We start from the raw sequence: 21,685 nt of genomic DNA, 5'->3' as shown, positions 1-21,685 counted from the left end.
TTTCTCCTAATGGTTGCCCTGACGGGTTTTTAAAAATGCCAGCTCCCGGGCTGCGTTTCCTTCTGCTGTGTATTTCTGGTCGTAGCTTTCCAGGATCTCCAGGGCTTTTTTGTAGTCGCCCTTGTATTCCCAGGCCACCGCCTGATTAAAGGTCAGCTCTTCCCGTCCCACATCGTCTGCGCCCGCTTCTGCAAGACCGGTGTCGATGGTGCTTATGGCTTCGTCATACTGACCGGCATTGATCTGATCCCTTGCGATGCGGCTGTATACCTGCCCCAGGATCACGCCAAGGCTCTTTGCGCGGTCATAATCTCCCGTCTCCAGCAGGCAGAGGGAAAGGCCGGTCTTACAGGCTTCATTGCTCTCATCCTTTGCGTAAAGCGTCTCGTAGGAGGCAAGCGCAGACTGGTAATCTCCGCTTCTGTACTGAGCCTCGGCCCGGTATAAAAGCATCTGGCTTTCAAAGGCACCGATGCGGCCATGAGCCAGCGCAATGGCGTCATCAAAGGCTGTGACAGCCTGGGCATAATCCTGGCTTTCCAGATACGCAAGCCCCTGCTCTGCATATTCCTGACGCTGCCCGCGAAGCCATGCCTGGCGTGCGCCGCAGGCTCCGCCTCCGGCAAGCAGCACCACGGCTACAAAAGCAGCCATCATCCGGCGGCGGCGCCTTATGCGCTGTCTGCGGCGGCGTGCGATCTGCCTTGCACGCACCGGAGAGTAGGCTCTGGCTGCAGTTGATCTGCGCCGTTCTGTGTTCTGTCCCTTCTCCATGTTCCTTACCTTCTTCCGGTACTTCCGATACCGCCCCGGTCCTCATGATCCAGGGAATCGGTTTCTTCGAATAAGATAGCAGGCTGATGCTCCATGATGCGGAACTGGCAGATGCGGTCTCCCCTGCTGATCTTTGTGTCGCGGAGCGCATAGGCCGGGAAGAACCACTGGTCGTTGTCTCCGCAGTAGCTTTCATCGATGACGCCCATATGGTTGGTCTGGATGATACCGAAGTTTTTGTAGGTGCTGCTTCGCGGAACCACGTGGGCCTCATAGCCCTTTGGCAGCTCCATGGCAACGCCAAGCGGCACCAGCTTAAACTCACCGGCCTTCAGCTCTACATCCTCTGCTGCCCGGAGGTCGATCCAGTCGGATTTGCCGTCAATATAGGTTAATTTTTCCATATCGTCGTGAAAATATTTAATTCTGATCTTCTGCATGCTCTGATTCCTCTTTTTCTTCGTATTCTTCTATCTCTTCATTGCGTTCTTTCAGCACTTCCTCGACTGCGTCTGACATAGAGACCTGATCGCTGATCTCTTCTTCCTGCGCGCCAAGCCTCATCTGCAGCTCCTCTTCTACCTCCTGGATGATTTCCTCCTCCTGTTCCGGGTTCATGGTAGGAAGATCCACCATGGAGCTGACGCCGAACCGGCGCAGAAACTCTTCTGTAGTCGCAAACAATGCCGGGCGTCCCGGAGCGTCCAGTCTTCCGGCCTCATACACCAGTCCGTATTCCACCAGACGGTTTACCGCATGGTCGGAATTGACACCGCGGATCTTGCCGATCTCCATCTTTGTCACCGGCTGCCGGTAAGCGATGATGGACAGCGTCTCCATGATGACGTCTGTCAGCACATGCTTTTTCGGGGCTGCCGCCACCCGGATCAGGTTCTCATAATAATCTGCGCAGGTGCACATCTGGTAGGCGTTTTCCAGCTCCAGGATACGCATGCCGCGCTTTTCTTCCTCGTAGCGCTTCTGCAGATGTAAAACCACGCGCTTCGCGATCTCTTCGCTCTGGCCGATAGCCACAGCCAGCTGCTTTAGCTCCACAGATTTGCCCATGGTAAACAGAACCGCTTCGATGATTGCTTCCCATTCCTCTTCATCATATAAATTTCCCATATTTTCTATCCTTCCAGGCCGCTTAAGTCTTCCAGCTCCAGCTCGCCCTCTTCGCCTTCCTGTTCCAGTGTCTCGATCCACATATCATCAAAGGTATGCTCCTGGGTCAGATGGATCTTGCCGATCTTCATCAGCTCCAGAATGGCCAGAAACGCAACAACCACTTCTACCTTATCTGCCTGCCGCTCCAGCATCTGCCGGAAGCTGAATTTCCGGTGCTTTCTGGCGTAATGCATGACATCCATGATCTTGGCTTCCAGACTGACAGGCTCCCGCCTGATGGTTCCGAATTTGCTTCGGATCGGGTCAACCTTTTCCTTCTGGCGACGCATGATGGAATCAAAGATCCGCTGCAGCTTTGCCAGGGTCAGGCCGTCTAACAGCTGGTCCAGATCCACCGGCGGCTCGTACTTTGCAACTTCTTTCGGCACGGTCGGCATTTTAAACAGCACATCTCCAGCCGCGTCTTCCATATCGGCCAGTTCCTGTGCCATAAGCTTGTATTTTTTGTATTCCAGGAGCCTTGCCACCAGCTCTGCTCTCGGGTCTTCCTCTTCCCCTTCTTCTGTTTCCGGTACCGGAAGCAGCATGCGGGATTTGATATCCAGCAGCGTGGCTGCCATGACCAGGAAATCGCTGACAATGTTTAAGTCTTCTTTTTCCATCTGGTTCACATAGTCCAGATACTGCTTTGTGATCTCCACGATGGGGATATCGTAAATATCTACTTTATTTTTTTCGATCAGGTGTAAAAGAAGGTCCAGCGGGCCTTCAAACTTTTCCAGCTTATATGAAATTGCCATGTTCTGTTCCCAAATTCCTCCCGGATCCGGCTGTTCTTTTGATACTCACGCCTGCCTTCCGGCAGACGGACACGTATGTTACAGTATAACAAAAAACCCCTGTTCTGTAAACAGAGGTTAATCTTCTTCCTCATCGGTTTTTGGCAAAAGCCGCACTACCATAAGCTGCGGACGGTTGCAGAAACGGATATTGATGGAGTGGGTGCCGAGGCCGCGCCCCACGATCATGTGCTTTCCGTCCTTTTCAAACTCGCCGGCACAATACGGATGGAAAAACTGGTACTGTGGAGTCATAACACCGCCTACAAACGGAAGACGGATGGTTCCGCCATGGAAATGGCCGGACAGGGTCAGGTCTGCCCCCCAGTCCGCGTACTGTTCAAAATAAAGCGGCGAGTGGGCAAGGAGGATCTGAAACCGGCTGTCATCCGCCGGACCAAGGTGGCGTTCCAGATACTCTGTGGTCATGCGTGCCGGAACGAAATCCCGGTAACAGCCGGAATCGAGATTCAGTCCGCTGATGCGGATCTCTTCGCTCAGATTGACCGACCGGTCTGACAGATACGAAATGTTCCGCTGCTTCAGGATCCGGCGGAACTCCCGGTACATTTCCCCGTAGGTCTTGTATTCCCGCCCCAGACGCTGCTCGTGATTGCCGTTCCCGTAATAGATGCGGAAGGGCTTTCCGGAATTTTCCCCGGTTGTCTGGGTCTGCACCTGGCACAGGCCATCCAGGAAGCGTCTGGTGACCTCCAGACTGGCCTTTCCCGGCTTTGCTACCATGATGTCACCGCCGATCAGGATCAGGTCCGGCCGGATGGTCCGGATGGAACCAAGCAGCTGGCTGTTTGCCTCGCCGAATTCTTTATCATGCAGGTCCGTCAGAAACACCAGGGTCCTCGGATTGCGGATTTTTTCAGAGTAAATACTGGTTTCCTCCACTACAAAATGCCTGCGCTCATATCCGGAGCGGACCAGGCCGACAGCTGCCGCGGCAGCACCTCCGGCCACAAGGGCTGAGAGGATTTTCATTTCTGTATTCAAAATGTGTTCGAACCTTTCTGTCAGATTTTTCCTGCGTCATGCAATGCAAATCCATAGTCCAGCATGGCTCTGGTATCTGTATAATGGGTACCCTTTGCCTTCATGACTACCGCGATCAGACGCACGCCGTCCCGCTCCACGGCCGTTACCAGCGTGTTTCCGGCCTTGGAGGTATAGCCGGTCTTTCCGCCGATGATGCCCTCATAATAGCGGGAGTCCGTTTTATACATCATCTTGTGGCCCATGGTGATGGTGCGGGCTGCGGCATTTTTGATGGCCGGAAACTGGTAGGACGTGGTAGTATCGATCTTGCGGAAGGTATCATTGGCTACCGCCGCACGGAGGATCAGGGCCATATCGTATGGTGTTGTTTTATGATTTTCGTTGTTTAAACCATGCGGATTTGCAAAATGTGTGTTTTTGCAGCCCAGCTCCTTCGCCTTTGCATTCATCAGATCCGCAAAGGCGCTGACACTGCCGGATACATGCTCCGCCAGGCCGTTCCCGATCTCATTGGCTGATTTCAGTAAAAGGCCATACAGCGACTGTTCCACGGTCAGTTGGTCGCCAGCAGACACACCAAGCGCCACCGCGCCGGATTCGAGATTGGTCGTGGCAGTCTCTGAAAATGTGACGGTTTCATTCAGATTGCAATGCTCCAGAACGACCAGGGCCGTCATGACCTTGGTAATGCTGGCCGGATAAAACTGCTGATCCTGGTTTTTTCCGTAAAGGACCTCACCGGTTGTCGCGTTTAACAGTACAGCGCCCTCGGCCGCAACCTCCGGCTGTCTGATGTCTGCCGCGGAAGCCGTTGACTGCGTGCTGTCTGCTGCCGCAGTAGATGGCTGCGGTGCCGGAGTCGGACTGTCGGAGGCTGCGTGGCTTCCCGCCGTGACTACGTGGGCCGGGGTACTCAAAACCGCGGGGGCAGCTTTCGTTGTGGCTGTCGTCGTGTTCTCCGGTGCCGCTGTCACCGTGCTCTCCGTTGTGGCTTCCGCCGCGGTGGTCTCTGCTGCCGTCTCGCCTGGTGCTTTTCCTACTACCACGGTTCCTGCCGCATAGGCACTTACAGCCTGGGAAAGAGCCAGGGCCAGGCCCAGACCGGCTATCTGTATTTTATTTCTATGCTTCATGCAAGTATTCTCCTGTATTATTTGTATTCGTTTGTAACTGTTCAGTCCCTTCACAGTTACGTTCGTTTTATTATAGCATGGAATTATTTTATGAAACATGACAACTTTCTTAAACTTGTCATCAGATTTCTTAAATTGTTACTGTTCACGCGTTGCGCAAACAGCAACGGATTTTGCCGATGCTTCGCATTCCAAATCGGCAAAATCTGCTGCCACCACGATATCATACGGCATTTTCAGTTCAGAAAATGCCTACCCGTGTACAGCAACCTTAAATTACCGCGTTTTTCTGCGGCCAGTCCCAGAAGCATCTGCTTCTGAAATCACTCACTCTTCCATAAATATAGAAGGAAGATGTTCTGACCGGAGAATCTTATGCAATTCTTTCCCCATCCAAAACGTATGATCTGCAAAAAGCTGGCCGCAGCCACCGCACTGTTCCTGTGCGCGTTTTTTGCCGGAAATGTCCTGGCCCACACCGTTTCCTCCCTTCGCAACCGGGAAGCCCTCCCAACTTCTGCCTCCTGCGATAACTGGGGTCTCAGCTTTCAGCAGGAGGGGAAACCTCCTGTAGCCAATGCCACCTCAGATTACTTAAAGCAGTTCCAGGCCCACTACATTGCGGATACCACCGATCCTGTCATTTACCTGACCTTCGATGCCGGCTACGAAAACGGAAACACCGCCGCGATTCTGGATGCCCTGAAAAAGCATCACGCGCCGGCGGCCTTCTTCCTGGTGGGAAACTATCTGGAAACAAGCCCGGAGCTGGTAAAGCGCATGGTGGCAGAAGGACACACGGTCGGCAATCACACCTGGCACCATCCGGACATGTCTAAAATTGCGGATCAGGCCTCTTTTTCGGAAGAGCTTTCAAAGCTGGAGCAGAAGTACCGGGAAGTCACCGGACAGACCATGAAAAAGTATTACCGGCCGCCCCAGGGAAAATACAGTGAAGCCAATTTAAAAATGGCAAAGGACATGGGATACCATACCTTTTTCTGGAGCCTTGCCTACGTGGACTGGTATGAAAACAAGCAGCCCACCCACGAGGAAGCCTTCAAAAAGCTGCTGGGCCGCATACACCCCGGTGCGATCGTGCTGCTCCACAGCACCTCAAAAACCAACGGAGAAATATTAGATGAGCTTCTGACAAAATGGGAGGAGATGGGATACCGCTTCGGTACCCTGGATGAACTAACCGGCAATGCATGAACCGCTGGGAAGCCGCTGGCATTTTCCGGTCATCCATGTTATGATATTCCTCAGAAAAGGAGGGATTTATCATGCATGCATTTACATATCATTGCCCGACCGAAATTGTCTTCGGAAAAGATACCCAGCTTCAGTTAGCAGAGCAGATCCGCAAATACGGCGGAAGCCGTGCGCTTCTTGTCTACGGAAGCGGGAGCATTGAGCGAAGCGGGCTGCTCAGCCAGCTCTGTGAGCTCCTGTCCGAAAACCAGATCCCCTATGAGCTCTTTGGCGGTGTCAGGGCCAACCCGACTCTGGAGCACGCCAGAGAAGGCGTAAAGCTCGCTCTGAAATCCGGTGCTGATTTCGTGATCGGCGCCGGCGGCGGTTCCGTGATCGATACCGCCAAGGCCATTGCCATCGGCGCGGCCAATGCCCCGACCGACATCTGGGAATTCTGGACCCGGGAAAAGACTCCACGCCGCGCGCTTCCGGTCGGCGCTGTTCTAACCATTTCAGCTGCCGGAAGTGAATCCAGTGACGCTTCGGTTCTGACGAACCTTGCCACCGGAGAAAAACGTGGTTTAGGCACGGAGCTGATCCGCCCGCGCTTTGCCATCATGAACCCGGAGCTGACCATGACGCTGCCGCCGTACCAGGTAGCCTGCGGCGTGACCGATATCATGATGCACACCATGGACCGGTATTTCAATCCCTATGAAAATGAGCTGACAGATGCCATCGCAGAAGCGCTTCTGCGCACCGTTATTGCCAAGGGCCGCATTGCTGTGCAGGATCCGAAGGACTATGATTCCATGAGTGAGCTGATGTGGGCAGGCTCCCTCTCCCACAACGGACTGACCGGTCTCGGCGGCGTGAAGGATTTCGCCGTACATCAGCTGGGACACGAGCTGTCCGCCATGTTTGATACCGCCCACGGAGCTTCCCTGGCCACCGTCTGGGGTGCCTGGGCGAAGGCTGTGTACCGGACAAAGCCATCCCGGTTTGCACGCTTTGCCCGAAATGTCTGGGGAGTCACCGAAGCTGATGAGGAAAAAGCCGCTCTGGAGGGCATGAAAAAGACCGTTGCCTTCTTCCGCTCCATCGGCATGCCAACCTCCATGGAGGAAAACAAGGACATTGGCCTCCAGGATGATGTCACCCTTCACGACCTTGCGTACCGCTGCACCTACCACCGGACGCGGAGCATCGGAGCGTTCCGTGTTCTTGGAGAGGAAGAGATTTACCAGATTTATAAAGCAGCAGATCACACGGAAAAATTCGCATAAAAAAGAAACAGGGTCTGGAAGCCGCCGACGGCGACTTCCAGGCCCTTCGTTATGAATGCTAGTCTGTTCAGATCATCCCATCCCGGATCACATCATGATCCCGCAGGACCTTCTCGATCACAGTTCCTTTGAGTTTCTTTAAGAGCGGTTTCTTTAACATATTGAGCGGTCCCGGAAGCTCCATCTCCAGCGGGGACCTGCCGTCCATCAGCTTCACGGTGCTGTCTAAGAGGTTGCGGATATCGTAGACGCTGCCCCATACCTCCGGCACACCGCGGTCCACGCCGAGAAGACCGTATACGGACTCCATTGCGGTACGGACGGAATACTCGGTGGTAAAGATGGTGTCACGCGGAGTCTCGGCAAACTGACCAAGGAATGCGAAGTTTACGCTGCCATCCGGAATGACATCCGGGCGGTCGCCTTTGCGTCTCGGCATAAAGAATGCTGTAATATACGGCATCATGGTCGGAACACAGACTGCGTGATTTTCTGCCAGCTCGTCAATCTCTTCCACCGGAACGCCCAGATGATACAGCCATTCCGCTGTGATTTCCTTACCGGTGCATTCCTTCATCGGCTTCTTGATGTAATCGCCCGGCACATCGGTAAAGAGACTGTATACCCAGACGCAGACATCTTCCTTCTTCTGGGTCTTAAACTGGCCCTGACGATTGATGGTCCAGCTTAACAGCCATTTGGAATCCTGACAGCTGACGATACCACCGGTTACCACGCGGCCGCTTCTCGGATCGCGCTTGCAGATCTTCTGGATATAGGAAATGATCTTGTCATCGGAGGTGGTGACGGTTGCGGACTCCCAGTTGGTCTTTTCGGTATCGGAGCAGAACTTCTCCGGATGTCCAAAGGACTCATGCTGCTTTGCGATGTTCTTCCAGAGCTCCCAGCAGCCGCTGACACGTTTCTCCGCGTCTCCCACCGGCGCGTGGTTCTGGTCACCGTAGATGGTGCCCTCGGTACAGCTTCCGTTGGTAACAAATACCAGATCCTTCTCGGTTAACGGGATCTCGGTCTCCACGCCATTTACGGTGCAGATGATCTTCTTCGCAGTCTTCTTCGCGCCTTCAATATCGAACAGCACGTTGGTCACGCGGGTGTTGAACTGGAACTGAACGCCTGCGTTCTCCAGATATTTCTGCATCGGCAGGATCAGGGAATCGTACTGGTTATACTTGGTGAACTTCAGTGCGGAGAAATCCGGAAGTCCGCCGATATGATGGATAAATCGCTGGAAGTACAGCTTCATCTCCAGGGCGCTGTGCCAGGTTTCAAAGGCAAACATGGTGCGCCAGTACAGCCAGAAGGTGGAACCGAATACTTCGTCATCGAAGATATCTTCGATCTTCTTGTCGTAGAGGTCCTCATCCCGGGTGAAGAACAGCTTCATGATCTCCATGCAGCCTTTCTGGCTCAAGTTGAACTTGCCGTCTGTATGGGCATCCTCTCCGCGGTTTTTCGTTGCGCGGCAGAGGGAATAGTTCGGGTCATGCTTGTTCAGCCAGTAATACTCGTCCAGTACGGAAGCTCCCGGTATCTCCAGAGACGGAATACTGTGGAACAGATCCCACAGGCACTCGAAATGGTCTTCCATCTCACGGCCGCCACGCATAACATAGCCGCGGAGCGGATCTTCAATGCCGTCGCATGCACCGCCCGCAATGTCCATGGCCTCCAGAATGTGAATGTGCCCGCCCTTCATCTGTCCGTCGCGGACTAAAAAGCAGGCTGCTGCCAGGGCAGCCAGGCCGCTTCCCACGATGTAGGCTGATTTGTCATCCACGCCCTCCGGCTTTTCCGGGCGGGCAAATGCCTCGTAGTTGCCGTTGGAATAATAGATACCCTTGCTGTTTTTTGCCTGTTTGCCCCGCTCGGTGTTGCGAAACTCTTTTAATTCCTTCTCGCGCTGCGCTTTTGCCTCCGGATCTGCTGATTTCATTCGGTTTTTTTTCATCAGCACGCTTCCGGCACCGACTGCTAACAGTGATGCTGCCCCAAGTTTTGCAAGTTTCTTGTTCATGTCAGTCTTCTCCTTCCTATTGAAAAACATATATTTGTAAGCATGTATGATTTTCTGTCAAGTATTCCCAAACCCCTCCGGCCTTATTCAGGCTTTGAGCACTGCTGAAACTGCAGGCCGTAAACGTCCCGCCAGCATGACCGCCAGCACACAGAGCATCAGGTCCGGCAGCATGGTCGGCAGACAGTAAACGCCAACGATCACGCCCATTCCCACCGGCGTCCGGGATGCCATCAGATGTGTGATCAGGTAAAAATAAAGGATCCCCGTTCCGTAGTAGAGCACAAACCCGACCAGCGTGGTGAAAAAACAGGTGATGGATTTTGCCGGCCGGAGCTTTTCACATAAAAAGCCGATCACCCACGCTGCCAGGGCAAAGCCCAGCAGAAAGCCAAAGGTCGGCCGCAGCAGATACGCCGGTCCGCCGCCCCGCGCAAAGATCGGAAAGCCGATGAGACCGGTGATCAGATAAACCGCGACGCTGCGAAATGCGCGCTTCGAACCAAGAAGCAGACCAGCCAGCAGCACAAACAGCCACTGCAGGGTAAAGTTCATGGTATCCGCGCCCACCGGGATCACGATTTTTATAAAAGCGCCCACGGCGATCAGAGCCGTAAATAAGCCGCAGACTGCCACATCCTGGGTAATGCTCCGGGAGGAACTGCGGGATGTTATGATTTTATCTTTCATTCGCATTTTTCATTCCTTTTATAAATATTCACGGACCATTATAACCGTTTTCCTGCAATAAAACAAGAAAAAAGCCTATTCCGGTTTTTCGCAGGTAAAGGTCCGGATCTCTGTTTTCCGATTGAACCATCCCGGCATCCAGATCATCAGATGTGCTTTAAACTCCAGCGTGTCACTGGCATGGACAAAGGGCTCTTCCCGAAGGACAACAGACCGGATCCCCTTTTCTTCCAGGGCCTGCTGCCCTGCCACTGCCGCCTTCATGATCTGTGCATACCGGGCATCCCGCTCCGGTCCAAAGCTCCGGCAGGGATGGACAGCCGATGCCTGCTTCAGCTTCCCTGTCAGCAGATCCACAACCTTTGCGTGCTTCTTCCGGTGCAAAAGTACAGCAATGTACTTTGTCATCCACCTGCCGGAATGTTTTCCGTAAAGCTCCAGCGCGCGAAGGAACGACGCATCTGCGGCTTCCTTTGCCAGATCCGTCATAACCTCCAGAGCCTCCGGCGCCAGCTGCCAGCCATCCTCCCGGTCCGGAAGATACTGGGGCGGCACAGAAGGGTAGCTGGTAAAGTTTAATGGTGGAAATTTCGCCAGCCACGCAAGCTTCTGTTCCATTTCACTGCAGCAGTCCTCGCCCATGTACTCGTACTTGTCCCACAAAATAGCAATGCGGTATTCGAGCTGCCGTAGATATTCATAACCCTTTACCCAGAAATGGCCAATCTCGCCATAGTTGTAAAGCTCATATTCCAGCTCCAGCTTTTCAAAAAAAATGGTAAATACATTGTGACCCTGATGCACCACCAGGGAGGAGCGCTCTTCATTGCGGTCCAGCCGGGTTCCCAGTTCTCCGCTGTAGTCCGGCAGATATTCTCCCGTGATCCGCGCATTCCGAAAGGTCAGAAAACACTCCACCGCATCGTTCATCAGATACACCAGACGGATATCCTGCGGCGTATGAAATCCGTTTTCACCCTCCAGAAGCTCAAACTGATTCTGCTCTCCCAGTATTTCCAGCATCCGATATACGTTCATAACTATTCCTTCTCTCCCTCATTCGCTTCTTCCATATTTACATCCGGTTCCGGTGCTGACGCCGGTTCTTCCGTATAGCGAATCCGCAGGACCGCCTGGGACCAGTTTAAGCTCACATGAGGCGTTTTCCCCCGCTCCTTTCCGGCTTCCGTGATCTGTTCCAGCAGTTCCTCCAGAACCTGTCTGGTCAGATAGCCGCCACGCCAGTGGAATGTGAAAAGTTTTCCCTTCTTTGCTGCCTGCAGCGCCCGTTTTTTCACCTCCTCCAGCTTTGTGAAGGACAGCTTCTTTTCTTTATAGTAGAAATGATCTCCGTTCGTACAGGACGGCGCCGGGGCAATGAGCGGCTCGTGATCCCGGAAGATGTATTTGTCATCCAGATTAAAATAATCGTAGCGGATTTCCTCACCTGTCATACTGCATTTTCCAAGACTGTTGTCGAACGTGACATCCAGATGGTAATAAACTCCATCAATTCGGACAATATTCCAGGTATGCCGGTATTTGATGCCTTTTTCCGGGTTATTGCCGCAGATGGCGATCATGCACCAGAGTCCAAGTGCGTCACAGAGAACCTTCACCGCCTTGGCAATGCCCTCGCAGACACCCACGCCCTGTCCCAGCGGACCTATGATCTCGTGAGAATAGGCTTTTTTTAATTTATCGTAGCGAACATTCTCACAGATAAAATCATGAATGTATTTTTCTTTTTCCCACTCAGGAAGTGTTCTGGCCGGTCGCGCCAGCTTCTCCACCCTGGATGCCATGGCCTTCTGGTGCTCCCGCACCTTGCCTTTATCAAACAGATACTCCGGCTTCATGATCAGGTTCGGCGAATCCTGATAATGAAGGAAATGAAATCCCGATGCCCAGAACAATTCCGGGTGATCCAGGCGCAGCTGCAGAAATACTTCTGAAAGCTCCCTTGCATCTAAAAGAGGAAGCTGAAAACTGTCTGAAAGCTCTGTAAGGCCCGCCAGCATGCTGCGGTAAGCCGCCTGTTTCGGTTTTGTCATGTGATCATAGTAATACGCTACAGCCATGTTGTCTCCACTTCTTTCCGTAAATCGCAGAACATCTGATAGAACTCATTTTTCGCCGCATCGACAATTCCCAGTGCGATTTTATGGTTGTAAGAATGCGCGACATTATTTTTCATACAATACCTTCCCTTCCCTGCGGATGGATTCGCGAAGTTCATCCTGCATTTGCGAATCCAGATCCACAATATCAAATTTAAGCAGTGTTGACGTTTCTTCTTCTATGTCCAGACGGAAACGCGGAATGTCCCCACCACGCACGGCAAGGTCAATATCACTGGTTCTTTTATAATCTCCCCGTGCTCTGGATCCGAATAATTCCACACGTTTCACACCATATTTTACCGCCAGACCGATTGTTTCATCCAACACCTGCTTACGTATCCCGCTTTCACTGCTAAGCCTGCTTTCTAGCTTCATTCCCATCATCCACCTGTTTTTCATTTTCTTATCAGGAAACATTATATCATTATTTTCTGCTTTTCGCACCGAATTTCAAAAACCTGTCTGTAAATACTAAGCTGCCATCCAAACGAGAACTGGCTGCAGACAACCAGATCAGTGTGCGTACGGTCATGAATGCCTATGACCAGCTCCTGACGGAGGGCTATATCACCTCTGAGGAGAAGCGCGGTTACTTTGCCGCAAAGCTGGAAACCGCACCGGAACGCTCCTCTACTTTCGCCTGCTCCGTGTCTACGCCGGAGCGGACCGCCGATCGGAACTTTGCTTCCGAAGACCCTGAACCGCTTTACAAAGAAGATACCTGGTATGCGGACTTTACCTCCAACAATACCATCTATGAGAAATTTCCTTTCTCCCTCTGGCGCAAGACCATGCGGGAGGTTTTGAGCGAATACGACCTGGAGCTGGTACAGCGGGCTCATTTTCTCGGTGTGCCGGCGCTGCGAAAGGCTATCGCGGGCTATCTCTACCGCTCCCGCGGCATGAATGTTTCACCGGAGCATCACTATCCGCTCGGGACGGGCACATCCGCCGGTTAATCGTGCGTCCGAAGTCAAGACCATCCGCTTAACGGGTGGCTTGTTCTGCCCCTATAAGGGGCTTTTCCCTGCTTGCGCCCGGAAGGCGCACTAAGAGTCTGCCAGCTGCACCACATTCACAGCCGCCCTTAAAAGGGCATATGCAGTGCTACCTTATTCCGGCGCAGCCCCAAAAGGGGCTTGCAGGTTTGCTTTGATTTCCTACTACCTCTCCAAGAGGTTTATTTCTTGTTTTTCTTTACCGGCTCACCCGTGAACGGGTCGATGTACTCTACTAATGTCATCTGATCGTATTCCAAATCTTCCTTTATCTGATTCTGAATGTATGCTTTGATTGCAGCTGTGTTCTTTCCGACTGTATCCACATAATATCCTCGACACCAGAAATGCCGGTTTCCATATTTATATTTCAAATTCGCATGCTTTTCGAAGATCATAAGTGAACTTTTCCCTTTCAAATATCCTACTATTTCGGACACTGAATATTTGGGTGGAATTCTGACCAGCATATGTACATGATCCGGCATACATTCTGCTTCGATTATCTCGATTCCTTTTCTTCTGCATAATGTTCCTAATATCTGTCCCACATCTGCCTTGATATCCTTATAAATTACTTGTCTACGATACTTCGGTGCAAAAACGATATGATACTTGCATTCCTATTTAGGTCAGTTTACAAGGAACTACACGCAGACCACGAAACGGGGGCTGCTGACAACAAATAAAGGCTGAGTATCAAGCACCGGGAAAGTGCGAGATATTCAGCCTGTTTTGTTGTCCGAGGTTTCCAAAGGGGCTTGCCCCTTGGCACACGACTTTGCTTGCAAAGTGTAGTGTGTTATACGCTCTGTCGGCGTTGCTGCGAAAATAAGGTTGCCGCCGGGGAGGGCAAAGGCGTTTGAAGCAGCAGGAAAACAGGGTTGTGATTGCGTGACGTGGAGCCGCAAGCGCAGGACTGGTTTCATCAGCAGACGGGGCGTATATGAAAGTCCCCGTTCCTCGTTCTACACCGAACTTGTGGACACACTCCCGTAAAAACTGAAATTTTAGACTATTTGTAAATAAACCTTTATATTATCCCAAGTGAAATTTTTAATTCTAATATGCGTAAAACAGATTCATCGATTCGTTCCTCTCTAATTTCTCCCTGTTTGACTGCTTCAAGTATGGCTGGAATTTGCACCTCAAAATCTGTGCAGCATAACATATCATTTCCTGCCTTCACAGCTTGAACTGCAATTTTTGTGTCTTCTGCAAAATTGCGCACACCATCCATAGCTAAGTCATCTGTAATAATAACTCCAGTAAATTTTAATTCTTCCCGCAGGATTTTGTGTACCTGTGAAGACAGCGAAGCAGGGGTTTGACTATCCATGCAGGATACCACATTATGAGAAACTAATACCATATTGGCTCCAGAATCAATTCCTGCTTGAAACGGCAAGAAATCTGAGTTCAAAAATGTTTCATAGGTGCGATTATCATAAGCAATACCTGTATGTGTATCCACATTATTTCCGTACCCGGGGAAATGCTTTAGGACGCTCCCCATACCTTCTTGAAACATGGTTTGCACAACTAAGTGGACATAAGCGGCAGTTTGCTCTGCGTTCTGTCCAAAACTCCGGTCATAAATAAAATCCTCTGGATTTTGCGAAACATCGCAGATTGGGGCAAAGTTCAAATTAATCCCCAAACTATTTAATAATTCACATTTTTCTTGTGTGTCACTTTGAATCAAATCAAAGCCACCTTCAGCATAGAGTTCTTGAGGGGACCAGAAAGGCACAGCTCGCAAATTAGGGTTTGTGCTAACACGGTTGACAGTGCCTCCTTCTTCATCTACTCCGATAAACATGGGGATTTTTGCTGCACTTTGGTAACTTTGAATATTCTGGATAATTTCATCTCTTGTTTTTCCAGAAAAGTCTCGGCTAAAAAGAATATAACCTCCAAGATTATACTCCTTTACCTTCTGTACGCTATTTATTTCGAGACAGCGTGCAATAAACATCTGTCCAACTTTTTCTTCCAGCGTCATTGCATTTAGAATTTCTTGTGCTTTCTGTGTCACGGAAGCAGAAGGGGGACTTGGCTCTGTTTCACCAGTTGTTGGTTCAGGATTTTCGGTATTCAAACTGGAATCCGTAACCGTAATGGAAAGTAATTCAACCTCTTGTACAGATGCATTCAAATCCAATTTGCCATGATATGAAACTGTCACTGGATTCCCAATCACTATTCCTGTCTCACCAGTTGAAATATTTACACCTTCTGTTTCAAAATAATATTCACGATTATCCTCACCTTGAACAGTTAGAGTATTCATTGTTGCATCTTTTACAGTTCCTCGAAGCTCTTGTGCAGGTTCAGTTGTACTTGAATTTCCAATAATTTCTATTGTTGCCTCAGACGAGTTTTCCAACAAAATATTATTTACTTTATGCAAACTGGCTATCGCAATGCCTGCACATACAAGAAGCAAGATAATCACACTAAAAATAAGCACTTTATTCCTTTTTTCTTTTTTTACCCGTCTCATGTAATCCTCCTGATTGTTTTATAAAACTATATATATTTTTCTGCAATTATTTTCCTACCTGCTCCATCATCCTCTTTGCCAACTGCCGGAACTGTTCCGCCGTTTCCTCGTCCATCGGAAGAAACTTCCCAATCTGTCCGGCAATCATAGCAGTTACATCGTCCATAGAAAGCAGCTCCTGCTGGTGGTCTTTCATGGTTTCCTGCATGGTTTGGAACATAGCGGCGGTCACAGCTTCTCCTAGCTGTTCTCTGTTGTCCATATCTTTCTTAATATCTCGCAGGATAGCAAGAAATACATTCTTGATTTTTTCAATTTCCGCTTCATGTTCTCCCATCTTCTGTGCGTTCAGAAGTTGCAAATCCTGTTTTGCTTCTGCCCGATGTTCCGGGTGTTCTTTCATCAGATCGGACAAGGAAGCCGTTGCCAGTTCAATCAGCTGATTTCGTGCCATGATACCCTTTGCCGCTGTGTCTTGAAAATAAATCCGTATCAAATCCATCAGTTTCGGGAAGTTCCTGTGTTCCAACAGACGGTTAAGGATTTGCACATCGACTGTACCTGCCACAAGCCCTCTCACAGCTCCCTCGGACAATCCTAATTCAGAAATATCATAACTTTTACGGACACTCAAGGTGGACAAGCCTAATATGTAGTCCGTTGATACCTTAAATTCCTTTGCCACGCCTATGAGAATATCGCTGCTGACCGTCTTTGTTTCCCCACTGACAATGCGGCTCAACTGGGAAGCAGATACGCCTATCTTCTCCGCAAGTTGCTTTTGAGAAATATGATTGCCGTTGCACAAATCAGAAATCCTTTGTCCGGGTGTTCCGTGTAAAGCCATACACAGCACCTCCTTTTCCTATTTCCCATTATACAAGAAAATTGCAGAACTGCAATTTTGAAATTGAATATTGCCCTAAAATGCAATTCTCGCAAGATTCCGGGAATTGCATTTTTTTCGTGTAGACTTAGGGTAGTTCATCGATGAACTGCACCTTGAAAAATGAATGACCATCCGAAAAGGAATACCCCGGCAGGGGAAGCACCGCAACGAGCCACTTCGGGACAAAATGTCCCGAAGTCCGGGGAGCGTGCCAACGCTGGAACACGCCGCAGGAATGGGGCAGGAAGCCTTTTCGGGGAAAACGGCAAAGGAAAAATGGAGGGAACACATGAGAGAGAACCCATATAAACAACTGCCGCCCATAGAGCGCAAGCCGGACGGCTCCCTTTACCGCATGACACCGACACAGAGGAAACAGGCAAACGCCCTGATCCGCCGGGAGTGCTGCTGTTATGAGGACGGGAACTGTATGTTCCTTGACGATGGAGACATCCACGCCTGCCCCCAGACCATTTCTTTCTCGGTCTGCTGCAAGTGGTTCCGCTGGTCGGTCTTGCCGCAAATCGGAACGCTGGAAGCGGAGGTTTTCCGGGATAAGGATCTAAAACGCTGTGCGGTCTGCGGCAGAGTGTTCGTCCCAAAGTCCAACCGGGCGAAATACTGTCCCGACTGCGCCACCAGAGTTCACAGGCGGCAGAAAACAGAAAGTGAACGGAAAAGGAGGTCTTGTGTGGACAGTTAGGGGCTGAAAAGTCCTTGATTTACAAGGCTTTACAAGCACAGAACAGGGGTAGGCAATAGAAACTACCGTCTGCCCCCGGAAACAGGCTTCTAACCGTCCACAAAACACGATATGACAAACACCATTTATATCCATCAGCCGGAAAAGGTGGTCAGCTTTATCCGGCTTCCCAATTTTCTCTTTGAAGCCCCCACATTCACACCCCTGTCCAACGAAGCAAAGGTACTGTACGCCTTTATCCTGCGCCGGACAGACCTGTCCCGGAAAAACGGCTGGGCGGACGAATATTGGCGCATTTACCTCTACTATCCCATCAATGAGGTAGTGGAACTGCTCCACTGCGGGCGGCAGAAGGCGGTCAACACCCTGCGGGAGCTGCAATATGTCGGACTGGTGGAGATCCAGAAGCAGGGCTGTGGAAAACCCAACCGCATTTACCCCAAATCCTATGAAGCGGTTCCAAACACCGACTTCAAGAAATCCGGTTATGGTACGCCGGAGGACTGAAAACCGCACTCCACAAGTACGATAATCAATCCTCTTGAAGTACGAAAACCGGACGGTATATAGAAATACAGAGATTAAAACGATTTTATTTATATCTTATCCATTCCTATCCTATCTGAGATATTTTCTGCGGGATTTTCCTGTGGAAAAGTCCCGGAAAAGAACGGAATGGGGAAAGGAGTTTCATGGCACAACACGCAATCTTGCGATTTGAAAAACACAAAGGCAATCCGGCAAGACCGCTGGAAGCCCATCACGAACGGCAAAAGGAACAGTACGCCACCCCGATGGGGCGGGCGATGTTAAATATCTGTATCGTGTTCGCCCAGCTTGAGAGGGAAACCATACAGAAGCGAGTAACGGACGCTTACTATTCCCACAGCCAGCGAGGTTTCAAGATGGGTGGGAAAGCCCCTTACGGCTTCCATACAGAGCCGATTAAGATGGACGGTATCAATACAAAAAAGCTGGTGGTAAATCCAGACGAAGCGGCAAATATCCGGCTGATGTTTGAGATGTATGCTCAGCCCACAACCTCCTACGGGGACATTACCCGGTACTTTGCCGAACAGGGGATTTTGTTCCATGGCAAAGAGCTGATACGCCCCACGCTGGCGCAGATGTTACGCAATCCTGTCTATGTGCAGGCAGACCTTGATGTGTATGAGTTTTTCAAAAGTCAAGGGACGGTCATTGTCAATGACGCTGCCGATTTTACTGGCATGAACGGCTGCTATCTGTATCAAGGGCGGGATGTGAAGCCCAGCAAAAAGAACGACTTGAAAGACCAAATGCTGGTACTGGCTCCCCATGAGGGCATTGTCCCCTCTGACATCTGGCTGACCTGCCGCAAGAAGCTGATGAACAACATGAAAATCCAGTCTGCCCGGAAAGCCACCCATACATGGCTGGCGGGAAAAATCAAGTGCGGGAACTGCGGGTATGCCCTTATGAGTATCTTCAATTCCTCCGGCAAGCAATACCTTCGCTGTACGAAACGGCTGGACAATAAAAGCTGTGCCGGGTGCGGGAAAATCATCACTTCGGAGCTGGAAGCGGTTGTTTATCAGCAGATGGTAAAGAAACTGGCAAGCTACAAGACTCTGACAGGCAGAAAGAAAGCGGCAAAGGCAAACCCGAAAATTGCAGCACTGCAAGTGGAGCTTGCCCATGTGGACAGCGAGATTGAAAAGCTGGTGGACAGTCTGACGGGTGCAAACAATGTCCTGCTCTCCTATGTGAATGTGAAGATAGCGGAACTGGACGGGCGCAAGCAGGAACTTCTGGCGAGGATAGCGGAGCTGACGGTGGAAGCCATCAGCCCGGAACAGGTCAGCCAAATTTCCGGCTACCTCGACACTTGGGAGAATGTATCCTTTGACGACAAGCGGCGGGTGGTGGACTTGATGATTACCACCACAGCCGCTACAAGCGACAGCTTGAACATCACATGGAAAATCTGACGGGCGGAACCCCCGTCAGATACCTACCCTGTGTAGTCCCTTGTAAACTGTACTTTTGTATGGGCTAAACCATTATTGTTCATTTTGGACCTCCTGTGCTTTTATTTGTGGTTTTACAGACCCACGTTTATTCTAGCACAGGAGTTTACTTATATCTAAAGATCTGCCCTCCCCCTGCATATCAGGGGGTTTATTTTTACTGTGACACAATAAAAACGGAGGAAAACTGCCGGGCAGACAGTTTTCCTCCGTTTTTCCATGTCAGATTTCGACCAGTTTGTGCAGATGCTTGCGCACCACGTTAAAATGCTTTTTCAGGGCTTTTGCGCCTGCTGCCTCATCGTGAGCCACAAGCGCTTCGTAAATGTCCCAGTGCGCCTTGCGTAGCACGGCGGAACGGCGGCGGTCCGAAAGGATCGACGATCTCAGATCCTTTACAAACAGCCTCAGCAGATCCTCCATCTGGTCTACGTAGAAGATCATCAGCTGGTTGTGGGACATCTCCATTAAAATCTTATGGAACTTCACATCCATGGCTGCGCTGTCCTGTGCACTCATGGGCTGATCCATCTTTTCCAGTACTTCCTTCATCCGGGCAAGCTCTTCCGGCTGAGCGCCTTCCATTGCTGCCGCCAGGGCCGTCTGCTCGAATCCGCAGCGCATCTCAAAGACTTCTGTATGATTGATATGCTGCAGCACCATGGTCAGGGACATGAGCTTTGTCATATACTCTCTGGTATTGCAGCGGATATAGTTTCCGCTTCCCTGAATGCACTCGATCAGCCCCATCATCTCAAGAACATGAAGTGCTTCTCTTGCGGAATTGCGGCTGACCTTTAAGTTTTCCGACAGAGCACGCTCCGTCGGGATCTTATCATTCAGGCGGAGACTACCTGAGGTAATCTCCGCCGTAAAATAATCAAATACACGTTCGTATGCTTTCTGGCTGCTTTTCTCTTCCAAGTAAAATTCCTCCTACAGACGATAGCAGACCTTTCCGGGATTCAGGATCATCTTCGGATCGAAGACGCGCTTGATGCCTTCCATGAGAGCCATGTTGGTCTCTCCGACGGAATCTACCAGGTATTTAATCTTGCCGGAGCCGATTCCGTGCTCGCCGGATACCAGACCTCCGCAATTGGTAGCTTCCCTATAAATAATCTCAAAGAATTTGTCGACACGAGACTTAAACTCTTCCTCCTCCAGGTCGTTGGAGCACTGGTAAATGTGAAGGTTTCCGTCACCTGCGTGACCGAAGGACTTGATCACCAGTCCGCAATCCTCACCGGTCTTATTGACAAAATCCAGATAATCTGCGATCTTATTGACCGGAACTACAACGTCACACTCATCAAGCAGCTTTGTCTCATGCATGATTGCTTCCAGGAATGAGGAGCGTGCTGCCCAGGCATCCTTGATCTTGGCCGGGGTATCCGCTACCAGCACATCCATAGCACCCGCATCCAGTACCAGCTCTGCCATCTGCTCCAGCATATTGTCCAGCTCATCCTGGCTGCCTGCATCCAGGGTCACCAGAAGATAAGCACCGATCTGCTGTCCCTCCAGCTCCTGCGGAAATACGCTGCGGCCAATGTAGCGCTCGGAGCTTAAGACGATCTCACGCTCCATGAACTCGATGGCCTGCGGATTTAAGCCGGACATTTTGATCTTCGGAACAGCGGAAAGCGCGGTATTTAAATCCGCAAACGGAATGATGAGGGATGCCACTACCTTTGGTGCCGGAATGATCTTTAAGGTCAGCTCCGTGATGATACCCAGTGTTCCCTCGGAGCCGATCATCAAGTTCAGCAGGGAGTAGCCAGAAGAGGTCTTGGATACGGTCGCGCCCAGATGGGTGATCTCGCCGGTCGGCAGGACCACGGTCATGGCACGCACGTAATCGCGGGTTGCTCCATATTTGACCGCTCTCATGCCGCCTGCGTTCGTAGATACGTTTCCGCCTACACAGGCAAATTTTTCGCCCGGATCCGGCGGATACATCATGCCTTTGCTTATACAGTCATTAGCCAGATCATTTAAGAGCACGCCGCTCTCTATCTCTACGACAAAGTTTTCCATGTCGTAGCTTAAGATCCGGTTCATCTTGGAAGTATCCATGAGCACACCGCCAAGAAGCGGAACCGCACCGCCTGCAAGGCCGGTACCGGCGCCTCTCGGAGTCACCGGGATGGTATTTTCGTAGCAGATCTTCATGACTGCCGCAACCTCCTCGGTGGAGGTTGGCTGAACTACCAGGTCCGGCATATGGGTGCCGTAGATCGGCATCTCATCTCTTGCAAAGTCTGCGTTGATATCGTCTCCTGTGAGCACGTGATCTGACACTGCCTGAATCTGGGCAATAATTTCCGGAGTCAGCTGATTATATTTTTCCATTGTAAT

At 50.8% G+C, this 21,685-nt stretch carries 21 protein-coding genes and 2 pseudogenes; 6 read left to right on the top strand and 17 right to left on the bottom strand.

The annotated features are described in order from the left end of the window. Positions 1–6: 6 nt before the first annotated feature. The 6 genes from DW819_RS00270 to DW819_RS00245 form a co-directional block, all read right to left on the bottom strand. Entirely contained in the window at positions 7–774 is a 768-nt protein-coding gene (locus DW819_RS00270) for a tetratricopeptide repeat protein (protein ID WP_118731555.1), read from the bottom strand. Between the two features lie 5 nt (positions 775–779). Further along, entirely contained in the window at positions 780–1,214 is a 435-nt protein-coding gene (locus DW819_RS00265; protein WP_118731554.1) for a dUTP diphosphatase, read from the bottom strand. Continuing rightward, positions 1,195–1,902 carry an SMC-Scp complex subunit ScpB gene (gene scpB, locus DW819_RS00260; protein WP_118731553.1) on the bottom strand — a complete coding sequence of 236 codons (708 nt, stop codon included), beginning with the start codon at positions 1,900–1,902 and terminating at the stop codon, positions 1,195–1,197. The genes DW819_RS00265 and scpB overlap by 20 nt, the downstream gene beginning before the upstream one ends. A gap of 5 nt (positions 1,903–1,907) precedes the next feature. After that, on the bottom strand, positions 1,908–2,705 hold the full coding sequence (locus DW819_RS00255; RefSeq protein ID WP_118731552.1) for a segregation/condensation protein A: 798 nt from the start codon (positions 2,703–2,705) through the stop codon (positions 1,908–1,910). A gap of 117 nt (positions 2,706–2,822) precedes the next feature. After that, positions 2,823–3,749, bottom strand: a complete 927-nt coding sequence (locus DW819_RS00250) for a metallophosphoesterase (protein ID WP_347560143.1) — start codon at positions 3,747–3,749, stop codon at positions 2,823–2,825. A gap of 20 nt (positions 3,750–3,769) precedes the next feature. After that, complete coding sequence (locus tag DW819_RS00245) at positions 3,770–4,885, bottom strand: D-alanyl-D-alanine carboxypeptidase family protein (protein WP_118731551.1); 1,116 nt, start codon at positions 4,883–4,885, stop codon at positions 3,770–3,772. Positions 4,886–5,260: 375 nt separating this feature from the next. On the opposite strand from DW819_RS00245, the gene DW819_RS00240 reads away from it, so the two are divergent. Both DW819_RS00240 and DW819_RS00235 read left to right on the top strand, forming a co-directional pair. Then, positions 5,261–6,100, top strand: a complete 840-nt coding sequence (locus tag DW819_RS00240) for a polysaccharide deacetylase family protein (protein WP_118731550.1) — start codon at positions 5,261–5,263, stop codon at positions 6,098–6,100. A gap of 71 nt (positions 6,101–6,171) precedes the next feature. Beyond that, positions 6,172–7,368 (top strand): iron-containing alcohol dehydrogenase, encoded by a 1,197-nt coding sequence (locus DW819_RS00235; RefSeq protein ID WP_118731549.1) that lies wholly within the window; start codon positions 6,172–6,174, stop codon positions 7,366–7,368. Positions 7,369–7,435: 67 nt separating this feature from the next. Here DW819_RS00235 and DW819_RS00230 read toward each other — a convergent pair whose 3' ends face one another. The 6 genes from DW819_RS00230 to DW819_RS00210 form a co-directional block, all read right to left on the bottom strand. Then, entirely contained in the window at positions 7,436–9,406 is a 1,971-nt protein-coding gene (locus DW819_RS00230; RefSeq protein WP_118731548.1) for an oleate hydratase, read from the bottom strand. An 87-nt stretch (positions 9,407–9,493) separates the two neighbouring features. Further along, entirely contained in the window at positions 9,494–10,096 is a 603-nt protein-coding gene (locus DW819_RS00225; RefSeq protein ID WP_347560142.1) for a biotin transporter BioY, read from the bottom strand. A 75-nt stretch (positions 10,097–10,171) separates the two neighbouring features. After that, entirely contained in the window at positions 10,172–11,134 is a 963-nt protein-coding gene (locus tag DW819_RS00220) for a DUF3878 family protein (protein WP_118731546.1), read from the bottom strand. A gap of 2 nt (positions 11,135–11,136) precedes the next feature. Beyond that, positions 11,137–12,177: a transglutaminase domain-containing protein gene (locus DW819_RS00215; protein ID WP_118731545.1), complete on the bottom strand. Its 1,041-nt coding sequence runs from the start codon at positions 12,175–12,177 to the stop codon at positions 11,137–11,139. Further along, positions 12,168–12,293: a hypothetical protein gene (locus tag DW819_RS16035; protein ID WP_279220921.1), complete on the bottom strand. Its 126-nt coding sequence runs from the start codon at positions 12,291–12,293 to the stop codon at positions 12,168–12,170. Before DW819_RS16035 ends, DW819_RS00215 begins: the two co-directional genes overlap by 10 nt. Beyond that, entirely contained in the window at positions 12,283–12,594 is a 312-nt protein-coding gene (locus DW819_RS00210; protein WP_347560141.1) for a nucleotidyltransferase domain-containing protein, read from the bottom strand. Before DW819_RS00210 ends, DW819_RS16035 begins: the two co-directional genes overlap by 11 nt. 56 nt (positions 12,595–12,650) lie before the next feature. Between DW819_RS00210 and DW819_RS00205 the strand changes: the two genes are divergently transcribed. After that, positions 12,651–13,178 (top strand): GntR family transcriptional regulator, encoded by a 528-nt coding sequence (locus tag DW819_RS00205; RefSeq protein WP_118731544.1) that lies wholly within the window; start codon positions 12,651–12,653, stop codon positions 13,176–13,178. Between the two features lie 221 nt (positions 13,179–13,399). Here DW819_RS00205 and tnpA read toward each other — a convergent pair. The 3 genes and pseudogenes from tnpA to DW819_RS00185 all read right to left on the bottom strand — a co-directional run. Further along, positions 13,400–13,837 (bottom strand): annotated as a pseudogene (gene tnpA, locus DW819_RS00200) (IS200/IS605 family transposase); the annotation flags it as partial. A gap of 413 nt (positions 13,838–14,250) precedes the next feature. Further along, positions 14,251–15,723: a glycoside hydrolase family 3 N-terminal domain-containing protein gene (locus DW819_RS00190; RefSeq protein WP_243025445.1), complete on the bottom strand. Its 1,473-nt coding sequence runs from the start codon at positions 15,721–15,723 to the stop codon at positions 14,251–14,253. Positions 15,724–15,769: 46 nt separating this feature from the next. Then, positions 15,770–16,570, bottom strand: coding sequence for a helix-turn-helix transcriptional regulator (locus DW819_RS00185; protein ID WP_118731541.1), 801 nt, complete (start codon positions 16,568–16,570; stop codon positions 15,770–15,772). A gap of 331 nt (positions 16,571–16,901) precedes the next feature. On the opposite strand from DW819_RS00185, the gene DW819_RS00180 reads away from it, so the two are divergent. The 3 genes and pseudogenes from DW819_RS00180 to DW819_RS00165 form a co-directional block, all read left to right on the top strand. Next, positions 16,902–17,315, top strand: coding sequence for a cysteine-rich VLP domain-containing protein (locus DW819_RS00180; protein ID WP_118731540.1), 414 nt, complete (start codon positions 16,902–16,904; stop codon positions 17,313–17,315). Between the two features lie 111 nt (positions 17,316–17,426). Continuing rightward, the gene (locus DW819_RS00175) at positions 17,427–17,822 is read left to right on the top strand and encodes a replication initiator protein A (protein ID WP_118731539.1); all 396 of its coding nucleotides are present in this window, start codon (positions 17,427–17,429) and stop codon (positions 17,820–17,822) included. Between the two features lie 278 nt (positions 17,823–18,100). After that, positions 18,101–19,285 (top strand): annotated as a pseudogene (locus DW819_RS00165) (recombinase family protein); the annotation flags it as partial. 261 nt (positions 19,286–19,546) lie between these two features. Here DW819_RS00165 and DW819_RS00160 read toward each other — a convergent pair. Together DW819_RS00160 and DW819_RS00155 are read right to left on the bottom strand one after the other, a co-directional pair. Next, complete coding sequence (locus tag DW819_RS00160) at positions 19,547–20,248, bottom strand: FCD domain-containing protein (protein WP_118731538.1); 702 nt, start codon at positions 20,246–20,248, stop codon at positions 19,547–19,549. 12 nt (positions 20,249–20,260) lie between these two features. Continuing rightward, entirely contained in the window at positions 20,261–21,679 is a 1,419-nt protein-coding gene (locus DW819_RS00155; RefSeq protein ID WP_118731537.1) for an FAD-binding oxidoreductase, read from the bottom strand. Positions 21,680–21,685 lie beyond the last annotated feature (6 nt).

It is taken from the genome of Clostridium sp. AM33-3 (assembly GCF_003480315.1).
In the GTDB taxonomy this organism is placed as follows: Bacteria; Bacillota; Clostridia; order Lachnospirales; family Lachnospiraceae; genus Brotaphodocola.
The sequence above is the reverse complement of the archived record's forward strand: the minus strand, read 5'-3'. Positions and strand labels throughout refer to the sequence as shown.

Excerpts from the sequence above, each read along its gene's own strand:
- DW819_RS00210 (WP_347560141.1), bottom strand. The coding sequence starts at position 12,594 with ATGAAGCTAGAAAGCAGGCTTAGCAGTGAAAGCGGGATACGTAAGCAG.
- DW819_RS00225 (WP_347560142.1), bottom strand. The coding sequence starts at position 10,096 with ATGAAAGATAAAATCATAACATCCCGCAGTTCCTCCCGGAGCATTACC.
- DW819_RS00215 (WP_118731545.1), bottom strand. The coding sequence starts at position 12,177 with ATGGCTGTAGCGTATTACTATGATCACATGACAAAACCGAAACAGGCG.
- DW819_RS00190 (WP_243025445.1), bottom strand. The coding sequence starts at position 15,723 with ATGAGACGGGTAAAAAAAGAAAAAAGGAATAAAGTGCTTATTTTTAGT.
- DW819_RS00175 (WP_118731539.1), top strand. The coding sequence starts at position 17,427 with ATGACAAACACCATTTATATCCATCAGCCGGAAAAGGTGGTCAGCTTT.
- DW819_RS00230 (WP_118731548.1), bottom strand. The coding sequence starts at position 9,406 with ATGAACAAGAAACTTGCAAAACTTGGGGCAGCATCACTGTTAGCAGTC.
- DW819_RS00155 (WP_118731537.1), bottom strand. The coding sequence starts at position 21,679 with ATGGAAAAATATAATCAGCTGACTCCGGAAATTATTGCCCAGATTCAG.
- DW819_RS00270 (WP_118731555.1), bottom strand. The coding sequence starts at position 774 with ATGGAGAAGGGACAGAACACAGAACGGCGCAGATCAACTGCAGCCAGA.
- DW819_RS16035 (WP_279220921.1), bottom strand. The coding sequence starts at position 12,293 with ATGAAAAATAATGTCGCGCATTCTTACAACCATAAAATCGCACTGGGA.
- DW819_RS00235 (WP_118731549.1), top strand. The coding sequence starts at position 6,172 with ATGCATGCATTTACATATCATTGCCCGACCGAAATTGTCTTCGGAAAA.
- scpB (WP_118731553.1), bottom strand. The coding sequence starts at position 1,902 with ATGGGAAATTTATATGATGAAGAGGAATGGGAAGCAATCATCGAAGCG.
- DW819_RS00245 (WP_118731551.1), bottom strand. The coding sequence starts at position 4,885 with ATGAAGCATAGAAATAAAATACAGATAGCCGGTCTGGGCCTGGCCCTG.
- DW819_RS00240 (WP_118731550.1), top strand. The coding sequence starts at position 5,261 with ATGCAATTCTTTCCCCATCCAAAACGTATGATCTGCAAAAAGCTGGCC.
- DW819_RS00265 (WP_118731554.1), bottom strand. The coding sequence starts at position 1,214 with ATGCAGAAGATCAGAATTAAATATTTTCACGACGATATGGAAAAATTA.
- DW819_RS00255 (WP_118731552.1), bottom strand. The coding sequence starts at position 2,705 with ATGGCAATTTCATATAAGCTGGAAAAGTTTGAAGGCCCGCTGGACCTT.
- DW819_RS00220 (WP_118731546.1), bottom strand. The coding sequence starts at position 11,134 with ATGAACGTATATCGGATGCTGGAAATACTGGGAGAGCAGAATCAGTTT.
- DW819_RS00185 (WP_118731541.1), bottom strand. The coding sequence starts at position 16,570 with ATGGCTTTACACGGAACACCCGGACAAAGGATTTCTGATTTGTGCAAC.
- DW819_RS00180 (WP_118731540.1), top strand. The coding sequence starts at position 16,902 with ATGAGAGAGAACCCATATAAACAACTGCCGCCCATAGAGCGCAAGCCG.